This is a genomic window from Marinomonas pollencensis (assembly GCF_003387375.1).
Classification (GTDB): Bacteria; Pseudomonadota; Gammaproteobacteria; order Pseudomonadales; family Marinomonadaceae; genus Marinomonas; species Marinomonas pollencensis.
Genome location: NZ_QUNG01000002.1, coordinates 402221 through 425229, shown reverse-complemented (window position 1 = coordinate 425229; position 23009 = coordinate 402221). Strand labels below are relative to the sequence as shown.

Annotated in this window: 20 protein-coding genes; 15 read left to right on the top strand and 5 right to left on the bottom strand. The window is 46.2% G+C overall.

All coding sequences use genetic code 11. The annotated features are described in order from the left end of the window. Nucleotides 1-45: 45 nt before the first annotated feature. Nucleotides 46-786 carry a tRNA-uridine aminocarboxypropyltransferase gene (locus DFP81_RS04960; protein ID WP_115896646.1) on the bottom strand — a complete coding sequence of 247 codons (741 nt, stop codon included), beginning with the start codon at nt 784-786 and terminating at the stop codon, nt 46-48. Nucleotides 787-1057: 271 nt separating this feature from the next. Between DFP81_RS04960 and DFP81_RS04955 the strand changes: the two genes are divergently transcribed. Together DFP81_RS04955 and DFP81_RS04950 are read left to right on the top strand one after the other, a co-directional pair. Further along, entirely contained in the window at nt 1058-1819 is a 762-nt protein-coding gene (locus tag DFP81_RS04955; RefSeq protein WP_115896645.1) for a DUF1499 domain-containing protein, read from the top strand. A gap of 61 nt (nt 1820-1880) precedes the next feature. Beyond that, complete coding sequence (locus tag DFP81_RS04950; RefSeq protein ID WP_115896644.1) at nt 1881-2465, top strand: TetR/AcrR family transcriptional regulator; 585 nt, start codon at nt 1881-1883, stop codon at nt 2463-2465. A gap of 6 nt (nt 2466-2471) precedes the next feature. Here DFP81_RS04950 and radD read toward each other — a convergent pair whose 3' ends face one another. Beyond that, nucleotides 2472-4229 carry a DNA repair helicase RadD gene (gene radD / locus DFP81_RS04945; RefSeq protein WP_115896643.1) on the bottom strand — a complete coding sequence of 586 codons (1758 nt, stop codon included), beginning with the start codon at nt 4227-4229 and terminating at the stop codon, nt 2472-2474. Nucleotides 4230-4333: 104 nt separating this feature from the next. On the opposite strand from radD, the gene DFP81_RS04940 reads away from it, so the two are divergent. The 10 genes from DFP81_RS04940 to DFP81_RS04895 all read left to right on the top strand — a co-directional run bounded on the left by DFP81_RS04940 (nt 4334) and on the right by DFP81_RS04895 (nt 14199). Further along, the gene (locus DFP81_RS04940; RefSeq protein ID WP_115896642.1) at nt 4334-5035 is read left to right on the top strand and encodes a 2OG-Fe(II) oxygenase; all 702 of its coding nucleotides are present in this window, start codon (nt 4334-4336) and stop codon (nt 5033-5035) included. Between the two features lie 114 nt (nt 5036-5149). After that, entirely contained in the window at nt 5150-6148 is a 999-nt protein-coding gene (gene trhO / locus DFP81_RS04935) for an oxygen-dependent tRNA uridine(34) hydroxylase TrhO (RefSeq protein ID WP_115896641.1), read from the top strand. Between the two features lie 171 nt (nt 6149-6319). Next, on the top strand, nt 6320-8593 hold the full coding sequence (gene dnaX, locus DFP81_RS04930; RefSeq protein WP_115896640.1) for a DNA polymerase III subunit gamma/tau: 2274 nt from the start codon (nt 6320-6322) through the stop codon (nt 8591-8593). A 12-nt stretch (nt 8594-8605) separates the two neighbouring features. Further along, the gene (locus DFP81_RS04925; RefSeq protein ID WP_115896639.1) at nt 8606-8932 is read left to right on the top strand and encodes a YbaB/EbfC family nucleoid-associated protein; all 327 of its coding nucleotides are present in this window, start codon (nt 8606-8608) and stop codon (nt 8930-8932) included. Nucleotides 8933-8941: 9 nt separating this feature from the next. Then, nucleotides 8942-9535, top strand: a complete 594-nt coding sequence (gene recR / locus DFP81_RS04920; RefSeq protein ID WP_115896638.1) for a recombination mediator RecR — start codon at nt 8942-8944, stop codon at nt 9533-9535. A 1-nt stretch (nt 9536) separates the two neighbouring features. Continuing rightward, nucleotides 9537-10691: a ribonuclease D gene (gene rnd / locus DFP81_RS04915; protein WP_115896637.1), complete on the top strand. Its 1155-nt coding sequence runs from the start codon at nt 9537-9539 to the stop codon at nt 10689-10691. A 21-nt stretch (nt 10692-10712) separates the two neighbouring features. Continuing rightward, nucleotides 10713-11006, top strand: coding sequence for a YcgL domain-containing protein (locus tag DFP81_RS04910; protein WP_115896636.1), 294 nt, complete (start codon nt 10713-10715; stop codon nt 11004-11006). A 2-nt stretch (nt 11007-11008) separates the two neighbouring features. Then, a complete protein-coding gene (locus DFP81_RS04905) occupies nt 11009-11488 on the top strand; it encodes a YcgN family cysteine cluster protein (protein ID WP_115896635.1) in 480 nt (159 codons plus the stop codon). A 52-nt stretch (nt 11489-11540) separates the two neighbouring features. Beyond that, on the top strand, nt 11541-13397 hold the full coding sequence (locus DFP81_RS04900; RefSeq protein ID WP_115896634.1) for a VWA domain-containing protein: 1857 nt from the start codon (nt 11541-11543) through the stop codon (nt 13395-13397). Between the two features lie 16 nt (nt 13398-13413). After that, on the top strand, nt 13414-14199 hold the full coding sequence (locus tag DFP81_RS04895) for a class II glutamine amidotransferase (RefSeq protein ID WP_115896633.1): 786 nt from the start codon (nt 13414-13416) through the stop codon (nt 14197-14199). A gap of 110 nt (nt 14200-14309) precedes the next feature. Here the strand turns inward: DFP81_RS04895 and cysK are convergent, their stop codons facing one another. Beyond that, complete coding sequence (cysK, locus tag DFP81_RS04890; protein WP_115896632.1) at nt 14310-15275, bottom strand: cysteine synthase A; 966 nt, start codon at nt 15273-15275, stop codon at nt 14310-14312. A 195-nt stretch (nt 15276-15470) separates the two neighbouring features. On the opposite strand from cysK, the gene hrpA reads away from it, so the two are divergent. The 3 genes from hrpA (at nt 15471) to DFP81_RS04875 (ending at nt 21425) form a co-directional block, all read left to right on the top strand. Beyond that, a complete protein-coding gene (gene hrpA, locus DFP81_RS04885) occupies nt 15471-19346 on the top strand; it encodes an ATP-dependent RNA helicase HrpA (protein ID WP_115896631.1) in 3876 nt (1291 codons plus the stop codon). 12 nt (nt 19347-19358) lie between these two features. Then, nucleotides 19359-20537: an MlaA family lipoprotein gene (locus DFP81_RS04880; RefSeq protein ID WP_245959085.1), complete on the top strand. Its 1179-nt coding sequence runs from the start codon at nt 19359-19361 to the stop codon at nt 20535-20537. A gap of 186 nt (nt 20538-20723) precedes the next feature. Continuing rightward, the gene (locus DFP81_RS04875; RefSeq protein WP_115896630.1) at nt 20724-21425 is read left to right on the top strand and encodes an aspartate/glutamate racemase family protein; all 702 of its coding nucleotides are present in this window, start codon (nt 20724-20726) and stop codon (nt 21423-21425) included. A 19-nt stretch (nt 21426-21444) separates the two neighbouring features. Here DFP81_RS04875 and DFP81_RS04870 read toward each other — a convergent pair whose 3' ends face one another. Both DFP81_RS04870 and tal read right to left on the bottom strand, forming a co-directional pair. Further along, a complete protein-coding gene (locus DFP81_RS04870; protein WP_245959084.1) occupies nt 21445-21969 on the bottom strand; it encodes a sugar O-acetyltransferase in 525 nt (174 codons plus the stop codon). 89 nt (nt 21970-22058) lie between these two features. Continuing rightward, nucleotides 22059-23009 (bottom strand): transaldolase, encoded by a 951-nt coding sequence (gene tal, locus DFP81_RS04865; RefSeq protein WP_115896629.1) that lies wholly within the window; start codon nt 23007-23009, stop codon nt 22059-22061.

The window sequence follows — 23009 nt, the reverse complement described above, 5'->3', positions numbered from 1 at the left end:
TTGTCCTTTTTTATTTTCTTTCTTTTTTAGTAGCTTCTCTCTTTTTTAATTGTCATCTTGTGTCATAGGCTCATTCTTTTTTGCTTGTAGATTGCCTCGCTTGCGGCTGGCTAAGCAGTGCTTGTTGAAGCGTTGGTAATAGTTAAGTAAATGCTCCCCGTGTTGTTCATAACCAAGGCTATCGAGCAGTAGAGCGACGACTTCAGCGGTTGCAAATTGCATATCATGTCCTGAATGGCGAACTAAGAATGAGCGCTGTGCTTGGCTGTTGATGGCGAGGTGTGGGATGTTTTTCAGCCATTCGCTTTGGTGGAACATTTTGCTGGCTTGCTTCCAGGTGCCATCTAACACAATAAAAGTGTGCTTTTCGTTTGTTGTGGTGGTTTCGAGTGGCAGGCTGCGCAGTGTTCTGCCTTGTTGTTGTGCCGTGATGGTATCTGGAAACAGCACAGTGCAGTGGTCTTTTCGCGCTTCAAGTAAGCTCAATAGCGGTTCGCTTGGTTGGGTTCTATCCCAGAGAAAGGCAAGGGTGTTATCTGGGTAAAGGTCGGCTATCAGTCTGCCGCTGTTTGTGGGTTTGAATATCTCATCGCGATGAAACAATAAGATGAAATTGATGTCAGCCTGCGCGGTTTTTCGAGCAGAACAAAAACACGCGAATTCCGCCATTAAACAAGATGGGCAGCGGGTGGCATTGGCGCCACGGGCAAGATAAGGGCGTCGTGCTTTTTCTAGGCATTCAGCGCGCAGAAAATCGACACAATGAAGCGGGTGTTTATGGCTCATAAAATTAACTCAACTGTTTTTCTGTGGGCGACTTGAATGGGGGCTTTTTAACGAGTTAAGCGTGGTTTCAATAGGAGGGCAGGTATCATACCTGAGACATTTATCTTTGCCACTTTTTAAACAGAAAAACAGTTATCTTTTCGGTGTATTTTTGCAACTCTGACGGGAACTATGCAAATATAAAGGAATCAAGGTTGAAGCGCTTCGTGCCCGCTGTTCGTTAGTCTCTTTGCAGGATAAGGTGAGCATATCAGTATGGCATGAGTAATCTATGAGTCGTTATATTTCTCCTGTGCTTTATATCCTATTAATGTTAGTTGGGTGCGCAGCGTTTATTTCTATTGCAGGTGTTAGGGTTGGCTTGTTCGAACCCATAACAGGTTTTAGCCTGTTAAGGCAGAGTGTCTTTGCATCACTCGCTTTGTCAGCTTTTGCTGCTTTATCGATGTTTTTTTGTCGCAAAGAATGCAATGTATCCAGTCAGCGTTTTTTTGGTTTGGTATTAACCGTATCGCTTGTTTATAGTTTGATGTGGATTGTTTTTTATGTCGAACGCTGTAATTTGCCACAGATCAATGATATTTCGACAGACACGGTTTCGCCGCCGCTGTTTATTAATGCGACTTTTTTGAGAAAATCGAATCAGAATAGTTTGGATTACAATCCCAAAGTTGCGGCCATTCAAAAAGCCAATTATCCAGAAGTTAAACCAGTATTTACCGATAAAGACATTAAACTGGCTTATCAAAAAACCCTTAAGTTAATACAAGATAAGGGGTGGCAGTTAAATGGTTCTTACCCAGAAGTAGGGATAATAGAAGCCACCGCCAGAACCCCTATTTTTGGTTTTAGGGATGATGTTGTGCTGCGTGTTGCTATGGTGGATGGTAAGGTTCGAATCGATATGCGCTCTTGTTCACGTGTTGGAACGGGGGATTTCGGTATGAATGCGAAACGTATAGTTAACTTTATGACGGATTTAGAGTTTAGTTTAAATAGTCGGCCGATGGATCGAGTGCATTACTTAAAATAGCACTCGTGTTCAAAATCAGTACGCGATAAACTTCAAGTACTTTTGGTACTGAGGAAGAGTCGTGACTTTACGCCAAACTCAAAAAGCGAACACGCGTGCGAATATTAAGCGAATTGCCAAACAGGCTTTTTTAACGAACGGCATTGAGGCAACCAGTACTCGCTTTTTGAGTAATCAAGCTGGGGTGGCCGTTGGCACCTTGTTTGTTCACTTCCCTGATAAACTTTCCCTCGTTAAAGAAATCTTCTTCGATGAAATGGATGCAGCGCTCACCGCTGCAGCCGATGACCAACAGACTTGCCAGTCTCCTTCTGATTATCTTCTTCAAATGGCAGATGTGCTGTTTTCCTTCTATGATAAATACGCTGAATTTGCCCGTCTGGTATTGTTTGATAGCCTTGCTCACGGTGGCTTTCATACCAAGCAGGTCGAGGTAATAGTAGATGGGGTATCAAGTCGTTTTAAACGGGTTGGTGTGGATGATAATACCGCCTCGATTTTTGCTCAGAATATGGCGGCTAATTATTGGATGGTATTGCTGCAGGGCATTCCAAGTGGGGTTTTAGGGCGTTCGGCGGTCGAGCATCTAGAGCGGCTTAATTTGCCTTTTGATGTGTCTTATAAAAACGCTTTGAAAAAAGCCTAGGCGCCGCTATTTTAAGTCATTGGCTTTACGATAAGGTCCTTGGTAATCAAATAACTTTTCCGTCACTTGCCAGTGGTGTTTTTGTTTTTTTGCGATAACAAAGTCAGGGACCGGTAAGTAGCTTTCAAATTTTACTGCTTCGTCAGCGTGCTCAAACACAATAGGGTGAGTGCTGTTGGCGACACGCCTCCCGAATATCTCATTAAATGTCCGTTTGGATTTCTTCTGCTTGAAATAAAACTGCTCGCTTAGCGTCGTGCCATCTTCGTCGTGGTAGGTGACTTTAATGCTGTCGTCTTCTGATTTGCTGGTAACTGTAATACCAGAACAGCGCAGTACCTTATTGTTCTTAAGGTTAAGTGCGTTTCTTAGTTGGTCGTCTGGGTCAATGAGCTTTTCTGAGCAGTGCTGGCATCGACGCGCCGCAATGTCGTTCTCTTCATTGCAGTGTGGACAGCGCTTGAAGCAAAAGCGGTAGTGACATTGCTCCTCTCCATGTGGTGTTTCCATTAGGCCATGGCAGCGTCGGCCGAAGTGCTCAAGAATATTGCCTTGCGCGTCCTTTCTTCCCCAAAAAGTATTGGCGAAATCGCATTCTGGGCAATGAATCTGCACGGCGACTGAGTCTTTGGTTGGCTTTTTTTCGCCTACTTCGGGTTGAAAAATGTCGTAGCCATTGTTGGTGTAATCCAATACCAGGCAATCTTTCTTGCCAGGGCTTAAGCGCAGTCCACGACCAACGATTTGTTGGAACAAACTGATCGACTGTGTGGGACGCAAAATGGCAATGACGTCCACGTGGGGCGCATCGAAGCCAGTGGTTAGCACTGACACATTCACCAGGTATTTAAACTTCTTTTGTTTGTATTCTTGGATCAGGCGATCCCGTTCCTTGTTATGGGTTTGGCCTGTAATCAGGGCGCACTCGCCATTGGGCAGGTAGGAAAGGATTTCTTTCGCGTGATCTATGGTGGCCGCGAAAATCATCACAGCTTGGCGTTGTTCGCTCAATTGCACAATTTGTTCGGTCACAGCGCGAGTAACTCTGGGGTGTTTGTGGATGAGTTCATTAAGGGCAACCGCATCACTGTCTTGTTCACCATCTAGGCTTTCGGTTAGTAGGCTAAAGTCATACTGTGCAACCGCGGCATCAAAATGAATGGGTGGCGTTAGGTAGCCATTTTTTACCATGTGTCTTAACGGGAGTTCAAAAATGCATTTTTTGAAAAAGCAGTCGGTTTCACTTCTCACAAAGCCGTAGTAATGATGTTGATAAATCCAGCCGCTGCCTAAGCGGTAAGGGGTGGCAGTGAGGCCGAGTATTTTGGTGTTTGGGTTGAGTGTTAAAAAATGCTCGATAGCTTGTTGATATTGGCTGTTGGGTGTCATGTCTATGCGATGACATTCATCAATGATGATGAGGCTGGCTGCTTGTGTAAAGTCCGCCAAGTTTGCGGCCAATGACTGAATGCTAGCAAAGGTGGTTTTTTCGCTGCTGACTTTTTGATTGAGTCCAGCAGAATAGAGCCCCGCTTGGTGTCCGGTTGCTAAAAACTTGGCGTGGTTTTGTTCGACCAGTTCTTTGACGTGGGCAAGGCAAACGACATGACCTCTGGCGAGACGGCTTAGTTCGGCAATAACAAGGCTTTTGCCCGCTCCAGTGGGTAAGACAATGACGGCAGGGTCATTGCTTTGGCGAAAATGATTGAGTGTTGCTTCGACAGCTTGTGTTTGATAGTCACGTAGGACAAAGGTTTGAGTCATCGTTTGTTGATTGCTAGCGGAGATAAAATGAGTGTGTCAATTGGGACGCTACAGTATCATAGAAAGCTTGGCAATAATGCCACCCAGTATGTGAGCTTTTATTTATGGCCCTAGATGATACTTTGTCTAACTGTTTGCCTGATGATCTACCGGAAGATTTGTTGCCTGCGTTTAGTCGTCATGAGCCTTTTGCCTTATTGCTAAGTGATTTGCAGGCCAAAGGTTGGAGTATTCAAGACGATTTTTTCTCTGCTGCCTTTACTGACAAGTTAATGGCGGAAGTGCAAGCAATTCAAAGTGAGAATATGTTGCAAGCGGGCGTGGGGCGCAAACAGTCCCATCAGCTGGACTTGAGTGCACGTCGTGATTATATCAAATGGATTGATCCCATTAATGACACCTGCAAAACCTTCTTAGACGAGATGGAGGCACTGCGGATTGTGCTAAATCGACAGCTTTTTTTGGGTTTGTTTGATTTTGAGGCGCACTTCGCTCGTTATGAAGACGGTGCTTTTTATGAAAAGCATTTGGACGCCTTTAAAGGGCAAAGTAATCGTATTCTCTCTACCGTATTGTATTTGAATGATGACTGGCGTGAGACCGATGGCGGGGAGTTGATAATTTATGATGAGTATGACGAGGAAGTAGAGTTAGGGCGCTTTTTGCCTAAAAAAGGGCGTCTGGCGGTTTTCTTGAGCGAGTGTTTTCCCCATGAAGTTAACGTGGCTAAGCGCACACGTCACAGTATCGCGGGCTGGTTTAGAGTGAACAACACGACAGCAAAAGAGCTCGATCCTGGGCAATAGGTAATGGCTGTATTTAACTCTTGGCTAGGCTCGAAATTTTGTAAAAAAATCACTATAATGCGCGGCTTGTTTAATTGCTCTGGTTTTACGTTCCAGACCGCATAGGAGATAGAAATGTCAAAAGTCGTTGTGTGTGCCCTTTATAAATTTGTTGAGCTTCCTCACTTTGAGTCTCTTCGTGAGCCACTGCAGAAAGTGTTAGAGGATAATGAGATTCGAGGTACTTTGTTGTTGGCCAGTGAAGGCATTAATGGCACAGTTGCTGGCTCCCGCGAAGGTATTGACGCTATGTTGTCCTGGTTAGATCAGCAACCTGGTCTAGACAATATCGTCAGCAAAGAATCTTACGATGAAGACATGCCTTTCTACCGCACAAAAGTAAAGCTGAAAAAAGAAATTGTTACCATGGGGGTTGAAGGTATTGACCCTAAACGCGTGGTTGGCTCCTATGTGAAACCAAGTGAGTGGAATGCATTAATTTCTGATCCTGATGTGGTGCTGGTTGATACGCGTAATGATTATGAGGTTCAAATTGGAACCTTTAAAAACGCAGTAAACCCCAAAACAGAAACCTTTCGTGAGTTCCCTAAGTATGTAAAGGAGAACATGGACCCTAAGAAACAAAAGAAAGTGGCCATGTTTTGTACTGGGGGGATTCGTTGTGAAAAATCCACAGCGTACATGTTAGAGCAAGGTTTTGAAGAGGTGTATCACCTTGAAGGCGGTATTTTGAAGTACTTAGAAGAAGTGCCGAAAGAAGAAACCATGTGGGAAGGCGAGTGTTTTGTTTTTGATAATCGTGTGTCGGTGAATCACAACCTTGAAAAAGGCGAGTATGACCAATGTCACGCATGTCGTATGCCAATCACAGAAGAAGAAAAGCAAGATGAGCGTTATGTTCAAGGTGTAAGCTGTGTTCATTGTTTCGATAAATTCACCGACGAACAGCGTCAGCGCTTTGTTGAGCGTGAGCGTCAAGTGCAGTTAGCGCGTGCACGAGGCGAAGAGCATATTGGTGCAGAAGTGTCTGAGGCAGTCGAAAAACACCGTTTAGAAAAAGCCTTAGAAAAAGAGCGTCAGCGTAAGATCCGTGAGCAGCGCGCACAGTCTTAATCACGACGAGTTTCGCTCAGCCCGGCTGAGCGAAATATAAATTATTGATCTAAAAAGTGATTTTTCTGCCTTTTAGCGTCTTTCTCGATGTGATCTCTCGCCATGAGTGGTTTCGAAATGGGTCCGACTGCCGTACAATGAAAAATCGCTTTTTATTAGCCAGTATCTATCATGAGTTATCAAGTTTTAGCACGCAAATGGCGGCCACAAACATTCCTTGAAATGGCAGGGCAAGACCATGTATTACAAGCCTTGGTCAATGCGCTTCGTCAGCAACGTTTGCATCATGCTTATTTGTTTAGCGGTACGCGTGGGGTTGGTAAAACCACCATTGCGCGTATTTTTGCCAAATGCCTAAACTGTGAAACCAATGGCATTTCTCCAGAACCCTGTGGTCACTGTGACAGCTGCGTTGAAATCGCAGAAGGGCGTTTTGTTGATTTGATTGAGGTGGATGCGGCATCTCGAACCAAAGTAGAAGATACCCGTGAACTGCTAGAAAATGTGCAATACGCTCCGACACGAGGGCGCTTCAAAGTCTATTTGATAGATGAAGTGCACATGCTCTCCACTCACTCTTTTAATGCATTGTTAAAAACATTAGAAGAGCCGCCAGCCCATGTAAAATTTTTGCTGGCAACCACAGACCCGCAAAAACTTCCTGTCACCATTTTGTCACGTTGTTTGCAGTTTAATCTTAAAAATATGTCTCCCCAGCGGGTCGTAGACTATTTGCAAACCGTGTTGACGACAGAGCAGGTTAGTTACGACCAGCCTGCGTTATGGCAAATCGGCCAAGCGGCGAATGGCAGTATGCGTGACGCGTTAAGTCTGACCGACCAAGCGATTGCGTTTGGTAATGGTACGGTTTCTGAATCCGGCGTGACGGCCATGTTGGGCTTGGTTAACCAGGCGCAAATACTGGATTTATTAGACAGTGTGGTGCAGAAAAACGCAGCGCAAGTGTTACAGAAAATAGAGGCGTTGGCTGATTATCAACCAGATTTCAGTGCCATTTGCGGAAGCTTATTGGACACCTTGCATCGAGTAGCGGTGGAGCAACAGGTGCCTGGTGCTTTATTGGATCAGCAAGGGGATTTGGCCCGCATCCAGCAAATTGCAGGGTCGGTAAGTTCTGAAGAGATTCAGTTGATGTATCAAAGTTTGTTGATTGGGCGGCGAGATTTGCATTTGTCGCACAACGCACGATCCGGCTTTGAAATGCTGATGCTGCGATTGATAGCTTTTCGCCCAGCACCGCCAATGACGGTCAGTTATGATGCGCCGCCGCAAATGGCTGCGCCCGTGATGGCGGCGCCAAATGAGCAAGACTCCGCTTATGAAGCAGGTTCTAGGCCACAGTCAACACAAAATATTTCTGCCGCTCAAGATCCTGCGCCAAAAAATACTCAGCAGCTGAAAGAAGAGCAAGAGCAGCAGATGGTTGATGCGGTCGCGTCAACGACTGTCGCTGCTGAGAAGGTTGCACAAGAAGAGCAAGTGGTAGCACAAGAAGAGCAAGTGGTAGCACACAGTGAGCCTTTGCCTGAGTCACAACGACCACCTTGGGAAGCAGCGCCAGAGCAAACTGTTGAGCCTGAAGTTGTTGAGCCTAAAGTTGTTGAGCCTAAAGAAGAGCTGACAGCAGAAGCGCTATTGGTAACAGAAGAGTCGTTAGGTGAAGAGTTGCTCGATGAAGACGTGCAAACAGACACTTTTGTCGAACCTGAAGCGCTTATGGAAACACCGTCAGCCATTGAAAAACCAGACTCAGTGCCGCATAAAGAAGTGGGCACCTTGCCGTTTAGTGTGCCTCAAGATGCCAATGATGAGGACGAAGAGGAGGATGAAGAAGAAGCAGAAGAGCGTGCTATTGCCGATGTTTCCGATCCTTTTAATCCGGCGGCTGATTTAGTGCAAGCATTAGGTGCGGTGGCTGATGAAAGCGAACCCGAACAGGCTGTTTTAGAAGTTGAAAGCACGGCTCCTAAAGCGCCAGATACGGTAGCTCAACCTGCTTTGGGTATGCCAATGCCAGAGTTGAATCATTTTAGTGAACTGACAATGAAGCTTTGGTGGTTGGTCGCGCCACGTTTGCCATTGACAGGTTTGGTGCAAAATATATTAATGAATTCCAGTTTGATTTCTGCCAGCGAGCAAGGGGTGAAATTGGAAGTGCCGTTAGAGTATGGGCACATGTTAAATCAAACAAGATACGAACAAATTCAAGGGGCGTTGAGCGACTTTTTTCAACTCAGTGTTCCCTTGATTATCGATACGGTCGAAGAGACGAGTGGTGTGACAGCAGAAGAGTTTGCCGCCAGCAAGAGAGCTGAAGCATTGCAAGTTGCTATTGATCATTTAAATTCACACCCAGTTGTGCAAGCACTTGCGAATACAATGGGTGCGCAACTGGTTTATGATACTGTTAAAGTTAAAGCTTAATTGGAGAGAGTTATGTTTAAAGGTGGAATGGGCAACATGATGCGCCAAGCGCAGAAGATGCAGGAAAACGTGCAAAAGGCACAAGAAGAAGTGGCTAACATGGAAGTGGAAGGTCAATCTGGTGCAGGTCTTGTTAAAATTGTGATGACAGGCCGTCATGATGTTAAGCGTGTTTCTATCGATGACTCTTTGTTTGAAGACGATAAAGAAATGCTGGAAGACCTTATCGCTGCTGCAGTTAATGATGCGGTTCGCAATATTGAAGTAAGCCAAAAAGAGAAGATGGATGCCGCTACAGCAGGTATGTCTTTACCGCCTGGCTTTAAAATGCCTTTCTAGGAGCACGGCTTGTTTAGTCCCTTAATTAAAGAGCTTATCGAGTCATTACGTTGCTTGCCTGGTGTTGGTCCGAAATCGGCACAGAAAATGGCTCTGTACCTTTTGGAGCGAGAGCATAAAGGGGCAGACAGACTGGCAGGGGCGTTGCGTGAAGCGTTGGATAAAGTTGGACGTTGTTCAGGTTGTCGAACGCTAACAGAAGAGACTGAGTGCAGTATTTGCGCCGATCCAGAACGTGACGCCACGCGCTTATGCATAGTGGAAACCCCAGCAGATGTGCTTGCTATTGAATCCGCAGGCACTTTTGATGGGCGCTATTTTGTACTATTAGGTCACCTTTCACCTATTGATGGTATTGGCCCAGAAGAACTAGGCTTAGATCATTTAGACAATGTGGTACTTCATAATCAGGTAGAAGAAGCAATTATTGCCACGAATTCAACGGTTGAAGGCGAGGCGACGTGCCACTATATCGCTGAACAATTAAAATCCAAAAACATCAACGTTAGTCGCATTGCTCATGGGGTTCCTATGGGTGGTGAACTAGAATACGTCGATGGCAACACTCTGGCGCTGGCGCTAGAGGGTCGGAAAACACTCTAGAATGGAAAACCAAGATCAAGATTTGAATATTGTATGGGTAGCGGATAACGATGCGCTGGCTGAATGGTGTGCCTATTGGGCTGAATTGCCAGTTATTGCGGTTGATACCGAGTTTATTCGCCGCACGACTTATTTCCCTATTACTGGTCTTATTCAAATCAGTGAGGGTGAGAAGGCGGTATTGATTGACCCATTGGCCATTGATCAATGGGCGCCTTTGCGCGATTTGTTGGTTAATCCCTCTGTGATGAAGGTCTTCCATGCTTGCTCAGAAGACTTAGATGTTTTTGAGCGTTTGTTGGGGGTTCTACCGACGCCTTTTTACGATACACAAATTGGCGAAGCTTATGCGGCTGCCCAATGGTCTTTAAGCTACGTTAAGTTAGTGGCTGCGTATTTGGGTATCGAGGTAGCGAAAGACGAGACTCGATCAGACTGGACACAGCGTCCATTGACTGAGGCTCAGAAGCGTTATGCGGCATTGGATGTGGTTTATCTTGCGCAACTTTATCCGCTGCAAGTGGCAAAGCTTGAACAGAAAAACATGCTTAGCTGGGCACTAGAAGATTGTGAGTCTTTAAAGTGGCAGCATCAAATGAATGCTGACCCAGAACAAAACTGGACAGGGATAAAAACAGCGTGGCGCTTATCGCCGGCTGGGCTTACTTTGTTACGCTTATTGTTTATTTGGCGCGACCAGCAAGCACGTAAAGAGAATGTGCCCAAAGGGCAGATACTAAAAGATCGCACTTTATGGGCGCTCGGTAAAACGTTACCAGATTACCATAAAGCCATTGCCGAAACAGAAGAGCTGACCGGCAAGCAGCATCGCTTATATGGCGATGTCATTCTAAAAAACGTTGCCTTAGTCAAAGGTTTATCCCAAGACGAATTGCAGTTGCCTTTACCTGTGCCTTTGCCATCGCAAGCTGGTGAGCTGACGAAAGCGATAAAAGCTTATATTCGTGAGCGCGCTCAAGAGTTGGAGATAGCGCCAGAGGCAATGTTGAAGCGTAAGTTGTTGGAGCCATTGGTACATCATTTGTATGATGGTTCTACGATTGATTGGCAAAACCCAGCGATGACTGGATGGCGCCGCGAGATCATTATTGAGCCTGTGCTTGAGCGTTTTAACAAAGACGCAACAAAGCCGTAAAAATAGAGCATTGAGAATAGTATGAAACAGCATTTAATTGTCGAAGTTTTTCGCTCGTCTAAGCATGATGGAATGTACTTGTACGTGGAAAAAAGCGTGGGGTTGAAGGATATTCCGGAAGCATTAATGGAACGATTTGGTTCGGGTATTAGTGCGATGACTATGTTGCTAACTAAGGATCAAAAACTTGCTCGAGCTGATACAGAGAAGGTTATTAAGGGTATCCGTGAAACAGGTTATTACCTGCAACTTCCGCCAGTAAAGGAAGAGTATTTGCTAGACCTTTATAAAACGCCAACCGAGGCGGCTTACTGATTATGATTGCTAAGCGTTACGAGCCATTTTGGAAAACCACGGCCATGAGTCAATTGAGCCGCCCAGAATGGGAGTCCCTATGCGATGGGTGCGGAAAGTGCTGTCTGCAGAAGTTAGAAGATGAAGAAACCGACAGGGTTTACTATACCAATCTTGCGTGTGAGCAGCTTAATATTGGCGCCTGCCAGTGTAAGGTGTATGAAACGCGTCAAGAAAAGGTGGCGTCTTGTATTACGTTAACCGCGGATCAGCTTGAAGCGTTTGACTGGCTTCCTGATACCTGCAGTTATCGTGTGTTGCACGAGACGGGTGACTTACCCAATTGGCACCCATTGGTGACGGGTAGTGATAAAGAAATGCAGCGTCAAGGATTGAGCGTTCGACATTATGCGGTAAGCGAAAACAGTGTCCCAGAAGAAGACTGGGAAACGCATATCATCAAGTGGGTTCACGGTATGCCAGAGCCCTATGACTTTGGTTGAACTAACATGGATAACGTGATTCAACCCACATAACTCGAAGAGGTGACTGCAAGTGAAACAGTTAAAGATAAGTGCCGTACTTTGTTTTGTTTTTCTGTCTTTGTGGTCATCTTTTGGTCAAGCTGATACTCAGTTTCGTATCATTATTGATGCATCTGGAAGTATGCAAAGCAACGACCCAGATCATATTACCTCCGAGGCGCTCCGCCTCATTGCCGATTTATCCCCAGAAAATACAGCTTCCTTAGGAGTTTGGCTGTTCGGTGAGCAGGCCAGAGTTCTGTTCCCTGAAACTGTGCTCAATGGCGCTTCAAAAGCACAGCTGGCAAGCCATGTTAATCAATATGTGAGGCAAGATTTAAAAACAGATTTAGAATCGATTCTAAAGCTGCTGCTTGCTGCGCCGGATACACCAGACTTAGCGCCTGGATATCGTCGGGACTGGATTCTAGTCACCGATGGAATGGTAGACATCAGTCGTGATCAGCAAGTCAATGATGCTTCTCGACAACGTATTTGGGGGCAGATTACACAGCAGTTGGAAGCCAAAGGCATTCACCTTCATACCATCTCTTTAACGGGTTATACCGACAAAGCGCTATTGGATCATTTGTCTTACCGTACTAATGCGACACACACTGACTTGGCTGTGCCGGACGATTTGTTAGACACTTTTGAACAGATTTATAGCCAAGCAGCTCCCGCTGCGGAATTACCTTTGACAGAGGCGGGTTTTAAAGTTGACCCAAGTATCAATGAAATGACGATAGAAGTGCTGCATGAGGTGGGTCAATTGCCCAAGCTGGTGCAGCCGAATGGTGAAGTGCTGCCGCTGCTTAGCCGGCCAGGTCTTTATGTGGCGGATGCGCCTCATTATACCCTGTTTACCGTGACGAATCCGGCCATCGGCCAATGGCGATTAGAAAATGCGGACATACAGCGTAGCCATGTGCGCATTGTATCTAGCTGGTTGGCTAACGCCACCAAGATCCCTGAGTGGGTTTTTACTAAGCAGGGAATTGATTCGAGTGTGGCGCTTTTTCAGCATGAAAAGGCGCTAACAGATGCCTCTATTTTAGCTAATACCAAGGTTACTCAGCGCCTCTTTCGAGTGGCAGGAGGGCAGCAGGAGCCCTTGTTGACTTGGGACATGACACGAACCGGTGATGTGTTTAAAAGCCATATTAATGGGCTTGAAAAACCGGGTATTTATCAGTTAATCAGCACTGTCCATAGTGATTTTGCCGATCGCTCAGTACGCCAATACATCAGAGTGCAGCCGGCGGTGAGTTTTTATGTCAATAACGAGGGGGCAAATCTGGTCACCTTTTTTGCCAGTGCAACCAATGCTGTATTAGATACGGCCAAATCCAGCATGACGTTAAAGCTGCTTTATGGGGACGGTACGCAACAAATCGAGACTATGCCATTTATCGACGAAGGCTACTGGGAGAAAATCGTGCCGCTTGGAGCAGACAGTTTTGCGAAGGCCAGTGCGACATTAAACGGCGTGACCTTAAGTGGTAACAAAGTGCAGTATACGACTCCTGTGTGGAGTATTGAGCGCCAAGGCAGTCGTGATGTATCGATTCAATTGGGTGATTTAACGCCATCTCAGGTCCGCGAGGAGTTTGACGCGAGTGTTGCCAGTAACCAGCAAGTGGCTGCTTTGCAGGTGTCGCCAAGTGTTGAAGTCGTCAATGATGGCAACCAGCAGACAGAGCCAGAACCGACTTCACAAGTTCCTCCTGCCGCGCAGACCAATGTGGTGGCGCAAGTCACTAAAGAAGTGCAGGCGGTGACCCAAGCCAGTTGGTTTATTTATGCTCTGATCGCGCTGGTGGCGTTGGTGCTTATTATATTGGTGTTTATTTTTTCTCGGCCTGCCAAAGAAAAAGGCCGTCATTAAGGCGAAGAGTCAAACGATGTGTGAGTTATTAGGAATGAGTGCTAATGTCCCGACGGACATTTGCTTTAGTTTTTCAGGATTACGTGCCCGAGGAGGGCGTACCGGCCCACATAAAGATGGTTGGGGAATGGCTATGTATCGTGATGGCCATGTGTGGGCAATGCACGATCCGCGTCCGAGCTCTGATTCGGATTTGGCTGAAGTAATGAGTAAAACCTCGCTCAAATGTGACATTGTGATTAGTCATATTCGCCAAGCTAATGTGGGGGCAGTAAGCTTGCCAAATACTCACCCATTTAGCCGTATTCTGTGGCAGAAAACTTGGACTTATGCACACAATGGTCAGCTCGAAGGTTCAGAGAAATTGCCTGTGGGTATTCATCAGCCATTGGGAAGTACCGATTCAGAGCGTGCCTTTTGCTGGATTATTGAGCAGTTGACTCAACGCTTTGGCGAGCAAGAGCCTGAATTAACTGTTTTGGCCAGTGCGATTACTGAGTTGGCCCTGCAGTTAAAAGATAAGGGTGTGTTCAATATGATGCTGTCTGATGGGGCTGTGTTGTATTGTTTTTGTACCACCAAGTTGCATTGGATAGTGCGTCGTGCGCCCTTTAAAAAGGCGACCCTGTCAGACGAAGACGTGAGTGTGGATTTCCAAGAAGTGACCACCGATAAAGACGTGGTGACTGTGATTGCGACTCAGCCTCTGACTAATAATGAAGAGTGGGCGCAGATGGTACCTGGAGAGTTGTGTGCTTTTCAGGGTGGTGAAGTGGTGTTTCAGAAAAAGCCTAGCCCATAAAAGCGTTGAAGTGGTCGCAGCATAAAGCATAAAAAAACCAGACAAGTACGTATCTCGTGCCTGTCTGGTTTTTGTTTGTTTAGCTAATCTCTATAGTTCCAATAAAAAGATTACTGGACCAATTCGTTGTCGCTGAATTCGCCTTCAAATAGAGCGGTGGACAAATAACGTTCACCTGAATCCGGCAAAATTACCACGATTTTCTTGTCTTGAAATTCTGGCATCTGATTCAGTCTTTGTGCGGCAACGACCGCGGCACCACAGGAAATACCGCACAAAATACCTTCTTCGCGCATCAGGCGTTTCGCCATCTCAATGGCGTCTTCGTTAGTCACTTGCTCGACGCGGTCAAGCATTGCCAAGTCTAAGTTTTTCGGGATAAAGCCAGGGCCAATGCCTTGGATTTTGTGTGGCGCTGGCGTTGGCGTTTCACCCTGCAGCGTTTGTGTAATAACAGGGGAGCTGGTTGGCTCTACGGCGACACTTAAGATGGCTTTTTCTTGGGTGTTTTTAATGTAACGGCTGATCCCTGTGATGGTGCCGCCTGTGCCAACACCAGAAACCAAAATATCAATTTCACCATTGGTGTCTTTCCAGATTTCAGGTCCGGTGGTTTGCTCGTGAATTTCAGGGTTAGCTGGGTTGTCGAATTGCTGTAGTAACACGACATTTTCGTCTTGGGCTATTTCTTCGGCTTTTTCGATTGCGCCTTTCATGCCTTTAGCGGGTTCGGTTAATACAATGGTTGCGCCTAGGGCTTTCATTACTTGGCGGCGTTCTACGCTCATGCTCGAAGGCATTGTAATGGTGATTGGGTAGCCACGGGATGCTGCAACAAAGCACAAGGCGATGCCAGTATTGCCACTGGAAGCTTCAACAATGGATTTGCCTTTTGCTAAGATGCCTTTTTTCTCTGCGTCCCAGACCATGTTGGCACCGATGCGGCATTTTACAGAAAAAGCAGGGTTACGAGATTCCACTTTTGCCCATATGTTTCCATTGCCAATTTTGTTTAGGCGTACGAGGGGCGTGTTACCTATGGTCAAAGAGTTATCTTCGAATACTTGCTGAGACATGTTATTTCCTTATTCGTTGATTTATTAAAGGGCGCTACACACTAAAACTCGTACAGCAGATGGTGTTCACTATAACCCCTTGATAGGGATTAATGTTAGAATTTCCAACTATATAGATAGAAACGGTGCGAATTTTTCCGAGTTTTTGCAAGTCTTGTATTAGCACCAATTGACCAGGATATCAGTTTACTTACTATGCCAATTACCGATGTAATGACGCGCGACCGTCATTTTATAACTCGTAAACAAGAGCAATTAGCCAAGCGTAAAAAAGACGGGTTGCCGTTTGATCGTATGGCGTCAGAACTTGATGCTATGATGGAGAAGTCAGCCGCCTTGTATCAGGCTCGGTTAGGAAGCTTACCCAAAATTACCTACGATGAGAGTTTGCCTGTAGCGGCTCGATCCGAAGAGATTGTTAAAGCCATACAAGACAACCAAGTGGTGATCATTGCAGGGGAAACCGGTTCGGGTAAAACCACACAGCTGCCGAAGATGTGTCTTGAGGCAGGGCGAGGAATTGCGGGTTTGATCGGCCATACTCAGCCGCGCCGTATTGCGGCGCGCAGTGTGGCCGAACGCATCAGTGATGAGATGCAGGTAAAGCTTGGCGAGCAAGTGGGTTTTCAGGTTCGTTTTAACGACGAAAGTAATGAAGAAACCCTGATTAAATTAATGACGGACGGTATTTTGTTGGCCGAAATCCAGCAAGATAAGCTGCTCTATAAGTACGACACCATCATTATTGATGAAGCCCATGAGCGCAGTTTAAACATCGATTTCCTGCTGGGGTATTTAAAGCGTGTATTGGCGTTGCGCCCTGATTTAAAAGTGATTGTGACGTCAGCGACGATTGATGTTGAACGCTTCTCTGCTCACTTCAATAACGCGCCTGTTATTGAAGTGTCGGGGCGTACCTACCCTGTAGAAATACGCTATCAACCCTTGTTGAGCAAGTCTGACTCCGAAGCATTAGACGAAGATCAGAGCATGGAGCAAGGTATCTTGGATGCGGTTGAGCAGCTGATCCAAGAAGAAAGACAGTCAGGTTACCGTGGGGCTGGTGATATTTTGGTGTTTCTGGCGGGGGAGCGTGAGATACGTGAAACCGCTGAAATCTTACGCCGTGCCGAGCTGAGAAATACCGAGGTGTTGCCTCTTTATGCGCGTCTAAGCACCAGCGAGCAGCAACGAATTTTCAAATCTCATTCTGGTCGACGTATTGTGTTATCGACCAACGTGGCTGAGACCTCGCTAACAGTGCCAGGCATTCGTTACGTGATTGACCCGGGGTTAGCTCGCATGAGTCGCTACAGCGTGCGTTCTAAAGTACAGCAATTACCCATTGAGAAGATCAGTCAGGCCAGTGCCAATCAACGTGCTGGTCGTTGTGGTCGTGTTGCAGAAGGTGTGTGTATTCGTTTGTATGACGAGGCGGATTTTGCTGCTAGGTCAGAGTTTACCGACCCTGAAATCTTTCGCACCAATCTTGCCTCAGTTATTTTGCAGATGGCGAACTTGCGTTTGGGTGCGGTAGAAAAGTTTCCTTTTGTAGAAATGCCTGAACGTCGCATGATCAATGACGGTTATCGTGCGTTGACAGAGCTTGGGGCATTAAAAGGTGAGCAGCTAACGCCGATTGGCCGCCAGTTGGCGAAATTGCCGATTGACCCTAAATTTGGGCGTATTTTGATTGCCGCAGAACAACATTCAGTTTTAAAAGAAGTTGCTGTTATTGTCAGTGCTTTATCGGTTCCTGACCCACGAGAACGCCCTCAAGATAAGAAAACTCAGTCAGATCAGGCCCATGCTCAAGATAAGGACGAAGATTCTGATTTTGTGGTACTGCTAAATTTGTGGGAGCGTTTTGAAGAACAGCGCCAGACTTTGTCGCAAAATCAATTGCGTCAGTATTGTCGGAAACAATTTTTAAACTTTATGCGCATGCGAGAGTGGCGTGATATTCACCGCCAAATCTTAATTGCCTGTAAGCAGTTAGGTTTTAAAGAAGTTGACCATGAAAATCGCAACTACGAAGCAATTCACCGCTCTTTGTTAGCTGGCTTGTTCACCCATGTGGCGAACAAGATGGACGACAGCAAAGAGATGTTAGGTTGTCGTTCCCGTAAAGTGTCGATTTTTCCTGGCTCTATGTTATTTAAAAAGCCGCCGCAATGGGTGATGGCGGCAGAATTGGTCGAGACAAGCAAGCTATACGCACGGGTGACGGCGCGTATTGATCCAGAATGGATTGAAGAGTTTGCTAAGCCGTTTGTTAAACGTCAATATTTTGATCCGCATTTTGAGCGCAATCAAGGTCGGGTTATGGCGCAGGAGCAGGTGTCTTTGTATGGTTTGATTATTGTTGCCAAGCGCCGTGTGGACTATGGCCAAATCGAACCAGAAGAAGCACGCGAAATATTGATCCGTGCAGGCTTGGTTGAAGGTCAAATGCGAACCAAGCAAGCCTTCTATCGTCATAATAAGGCATTAGTCGAGGCCCTTGAAACGCAAGAGGCAAAGCTTCGTACCAGAGATATTTTGGTGGATGACGAAGCTGTATTTGCGTTTTATGATCAGCGTATTCCAAAAGAGGTGCGCAATCAAAAAGGCCTTGAATATTTTGTTAAGCAGTCGCCAGATGCATTGCTTATGACCCGCGAAGACCTCATTAATCAAGAGGTCAGTGTGGATGACATGGCCTTTCCAGATACCTATGGTTTGAACGGTGTGGCATTGCCGATTGATTACCGTTTTGAGCCGGGTAAGGTGACCGATGGCGCTACATTAAAAGTGCCCGTTGGGTTGCTGCGTCAATTGAGCCTGGATGAGTTAGGTTGGGCAGTGCCTGGCTTTATTAAAGAGCGCTGCGAAGCGTTGCTGCGAGCCTTACCAAAAGCGTTGCGTCGTCGTTTTGTGCCTATCCCTCAATTTGTTGAGCGTATTTATCCAAATCTTTCTAAAGATAAAGGGGACTTACTTGAGCAATTGAGTTTGCAGATCAAGCGTGAAACCTTAATCGACATTCCTTTAAATGAATGGGCGCCTGAGCGTTTGGAAACCCATTTAACACTGACTTTAGAGGTGGTGGATGAGCGCGGCAAGGTATTGGGGTTTGGCAAAGACCTTGCAGAGTTACAGGCGCGATTTAGTGACCTAGTAGAAGAGAGTTTTGCGAAATTTGGCACCAAACAACACGAGCAAGAAGATTTAACTCAGTGGCCTGAGCAGGATATCCCTGAGCGTCAAGAGATCAAGCAAGCGGGCATTAAAGTGACGGCGTTTCCTGCCTTGGTTGCACAGGGTGAAGCGGTCTCTTTAAAGATGTTTGATGACCATAGCACGGCTCAAGAAGCCCACCGGAAGGGGGTGATTGCGCTGCTTAAAATAGCCTTGCAAAAAGACGTGCGCTATTTGCAGAAGAATTTGCCACACCTTAGAGAGTCCATGTTGATTTTTGCGCCCTTGGGTCAAAAAGAGGTGCTGCTTAATGATCTGCTTAATGCCATCTTAGATAAGGTGTTCCTCGATGGTCGGGCTCTACCTCGTACTCAGCTTGAGTTTGAACAGTGCATTAGTGCGCATAAGCCGCAATTGGTGAGCGTAGCGAATGAGATGGCGAATCAGCTGTATCGGGTTTTGTCTTCTTATCAAGGTGTAGCGAAAAAAATGAAAGGCAGCATACCTTTGCCTTGGACACGGGTATATGGGGATATTAAACTTCAGTTAGAGAATCTTATATATCCTGGCTTTATTGGTAGTACGCCATTGTTTTGGTTAGGGCAGTTGCCGCGTTATTTTAAAGGGATTGAGGTGCGTTTGGAGCGTTTCCAAAATCATTTGAATAAAGAAAACAGCTATGTAACTCAGCTAGAAGGGCTTTGGCAGAGCTATTTGAAACAGAAAAAAGCACACGATGAAAAGTCGCTTTATGATCCAGAATTGATAAAGTATCGCTGGATGTTAGAAGAGTACCGAATTTCGCTATTCGCTCAGTCTGTGGGCACTTTAGAGCCTATTTCAGATAAGCGATTGGGCAAACAATGGCAAGCCGTTAAAAAACTTGTTTAGGATGCAAAATTAATGAAAGCAATGGTTAGTAAGAGATCGACGAGTTGGTTAGTTGCGGCGTTGCTCAGCGTGACTCTGAGTGCATGTGCCAGTAAATCTCCTGAAGCGGCAGGTACGGAGAAACCCAGTTCAGAGGCGTCAAGCTTAGTAGAAACTAAGCAACCAGAGCCTGATCAAGAGCCTGCATTGGCAAAGCCTTCTGCTGAGGCAAAAGACAATGAAGCCAATGATGTGGCAACGGCTGATAACTCAGGGGATGAAGCCGGTTCTTGGGGGGATGACGAGGATGTTAGTGATCCTGCTGACCCTTGGGAAGGGTTTAACCGTGCGATGTTTTCTTTTAACGATACTCTGGATGTGTACTTTTTAAAGCCCGTTGCAAAAGGTTATAAAAAAGTCACTCCTGAGTTTATGCAGACAGGCGTCAGCAACTTTTTCTCGAACTTAGGGGAAATATCGAACCTAACTAACAGTGGGCTACAAGGTAAAAAGAACGCTTTTGTTGGCTCTACTTGGCGTTTCGTTATTAACTCGACCGTAGGGGTGTTTGGCTTATTTGATGTGGCTTCATCGCTTGGCATACGTAAGTATGATGAGGATTTTGGCCAAACATTAGGTTACTGGGGAGTCTCTTCAGGACCTTATCTGGTGTTGCCTTTCTTAGGGCCATCGACGGTGCGTGATGCTGGCGGTACAGCAGTTGACTTCTTTAATTACGATCCTGTGGATGAGTTTGACCTTAATAATGAACAAAACCTTGCTCGATGGGGATTATACATAGTACAAAAACGAGCCAGCTTATTGTCAGCAGAATCTTTGATTATTGGTGATCGTTACAGTTTTATTCGTGATGTGTATTTGCAGAACCGTGAAAACCAAGTTTATGACGGTCACCCGCCACAACCGGGCGCAAAGGCAAAATCGGCGTCAGATGATAGCTGGGGAGATGACGCGGACAGTTGGGGTGATGAAGATCAGACAGACAGCTGGGGTGATGAAGATCAGACAGACAGCTGGGGTGATCAAGCAGATGATGCACCAGTAGAAGCGGCCGATACTCACTCTGAGGCGGCTAGCTCGGAACTAACCGATGTTGGCTACGAAGCGAATAGTGTCGGAACCAAGGTAGTCGAGAAGTCCGCAAACCCAGAGCAGGATGTGTCGACTGAAAGTGATGAGAGTGGCGATTAATCTTGTGTTGAGTTTGCGCTAAGTCATTCGTTGTTGGTATCACAATCATAATGTAAAGCCTGATAAGTAAGCTTATCAGGCTTTTTTATGCGGCTGACTTTTTGCTGGCTTGTTTTCGTAGGTCGCTTATTGTGGTGAACTTAGGTTACAGTCATCGCTCTTAGGGGGCATAAAAAAGGACGAGTTATGAAAACGATTGGCATTATTGGTGGTATGAGTTGGGAGTCTACAGCGAGTTATTATTCCGCCTTGAATCAAGGAGTGGCGCAGTCTTTAGGGTCATGGCATTCAGCTAAAGTGATCATTAATAGTGTGGATTTCAAAGACATTAAAGAGCAGCAACAAGAGGGCAAATGGGAGGAGATGGCAGAGACTCTTTCACAGGCGGCGATCTCATTGGAAAAAGCCGGTGCAGATTTTTTCTTGATAGCGACCAATACCATGCACAAGATTGCTCATCGGGTCGCAGACAGTGTGAATATTCCTTTGCTTCATATTGTAGATTCAACTGGCAGCGCGTTAGTCGCGGCTGGCGTTACCAAAGTAGGCTTGCTCGCGACACGTTTCACCATGGAAGAAGACTTTTACACGGGTTACCTCGAAGAAAAATTCGCCATCCAATCTCTTGTGCCGAATGAGTCAGACCGGCAATTGGTTCATGAGGTGATTTATAATGAGTTGTGTCTTGGTAGAATCCAGCCTGGTTCTCGGCAAGCCTACTTGCGTATTATTGATGATCTTGTAGATAAGGGCGCGCAAGCCATTATTTTAGGGTGTACTGAAATTGCCTTACTGGTCAAACCGGAAGATACTTCAGTAAGCTTGTACGATACCACGGCGCTGCATTGTGACGCAGCGCTTAAGCTGGCATTAGAAGCGCCTAAATAACCCTGGTGTTTGGTATAAGCTAGCCTAAATAACGTTCATGGTCAGCAACGTCCCTTGTGACGACCGCATTGGCACCTATGATGGCATTGTTGCCTATGGTGATGCCTGGGAGGATTTTTGCGCCTCCGCCGATCCAGACTTTATCGCCAATGACAATGGGTTTGGCATGGCATTCGCCCGCCGCTCTTGCTAGCGCATCACGGGGGTGATCAACGGTGTAAAGATGAGCACCTGGGCCAATTAATACGTCATCGCCAAGGGTAATCTGAGCGCTGTCTAGGAAGACACAGTTGAAATTAATGTAGCAACGTTCGCCTATATGGATTTGGGTGCCATAATCGCATTGAAATCCAGGTTCGATCACGAGACTGCCAAATTGTGCGAAGAGGCGAGTGATATGGCGTAGATTGCCTTTGCTTGGATGGGCGTTGTATTTTGCGCAAGCTAGGCGGGCCGCTTCACGGCGCAGTCGTAAGTCGGTGTCTATGCCATTGAATGCGAGCCCTTGGCGCATCTTCTCGAATTCTGTTTGGTTGTCGCTCAATGTTTTTTTCCTATGGCTTGAGTAGAGGGCACAAAAAACGCGACCTAGGTCGCGTTTTTACATGGTTTACTTGTTAGCGGGTTAGGCTATTACAGCATTTCAACCAAGGTTTTTTCAAGTTTGCGTTGGTCAGCAGCGAAGTTACGGATACCCTCCGCAAGTTTCTCAGTGGCCATAGCGTCTTCGTTCATTGCCCAACGGAAAGCTTGCTCAGAAATGGCTTCTGGGGCAGGCTTGATGTCTGTTGCAGGGATCAATTTACGCTCTAGTGGACTTTCGTCTTTCTTCAGCTCTTCAAGCAGAGCAGGGCTGATGGTCAAACGGTCACAGCCAGCAAGTTGCTCGATTTCACCTATGTTACGGAAGCTAGCACCCATTACCACTGTGTTGTAACCGTGCTCTTTGTAGTAGTTGTAGATCTCAGTAACAGAAACAACACCAGGATCCGTTTCCGCAGTGTATTCTTCGCCAGTTGATTTTTTGTACCAATCAAGGATACGACCAACAAATGGTGAGATAAGGAATACGCCAGCTTCAGCACAGGCTTGTGCTTGAGCGAAAGAGAAAAGCAAAGTTAGGTTACAGTTGATGCCGTCTTTTTCAAGTTGCTCAGCCGCTTTGATGCCTTCCCAAGTAGAGGCTGCTTTGATCAGGATACGGTCGCGAGAAACGCCAGCTTCTTCATAAAGCTTGATCAAGCGGTGTGCTTTTTCAATAGTGCCTTGTGTGTCGTATGACAAACGTGCATCTACTTCTGTAGAGATACGGCCTGGTACATATTTAAGGATCTCTGTACCGACGATTACCGCTAGTTTGTCACTGGCGTCAATCAGTTGTTGCTCTTTGTCGTCGCTTTGTTGTTTCGCCCAGGCAACTGCTTGGTCTAGAAAAGGCGCATATTCAGGGATTTGTGAAGCTTTAAGCATCAAAGAAGGGTTTGTGGTCGCATCTTCAGGCAAAAATTCTTTGATTGCCGTGATATCACCGGTGTCAGCCACAATGGTAGTGAACTCTTTTAATTGAGATAACTTGTTGCTCAT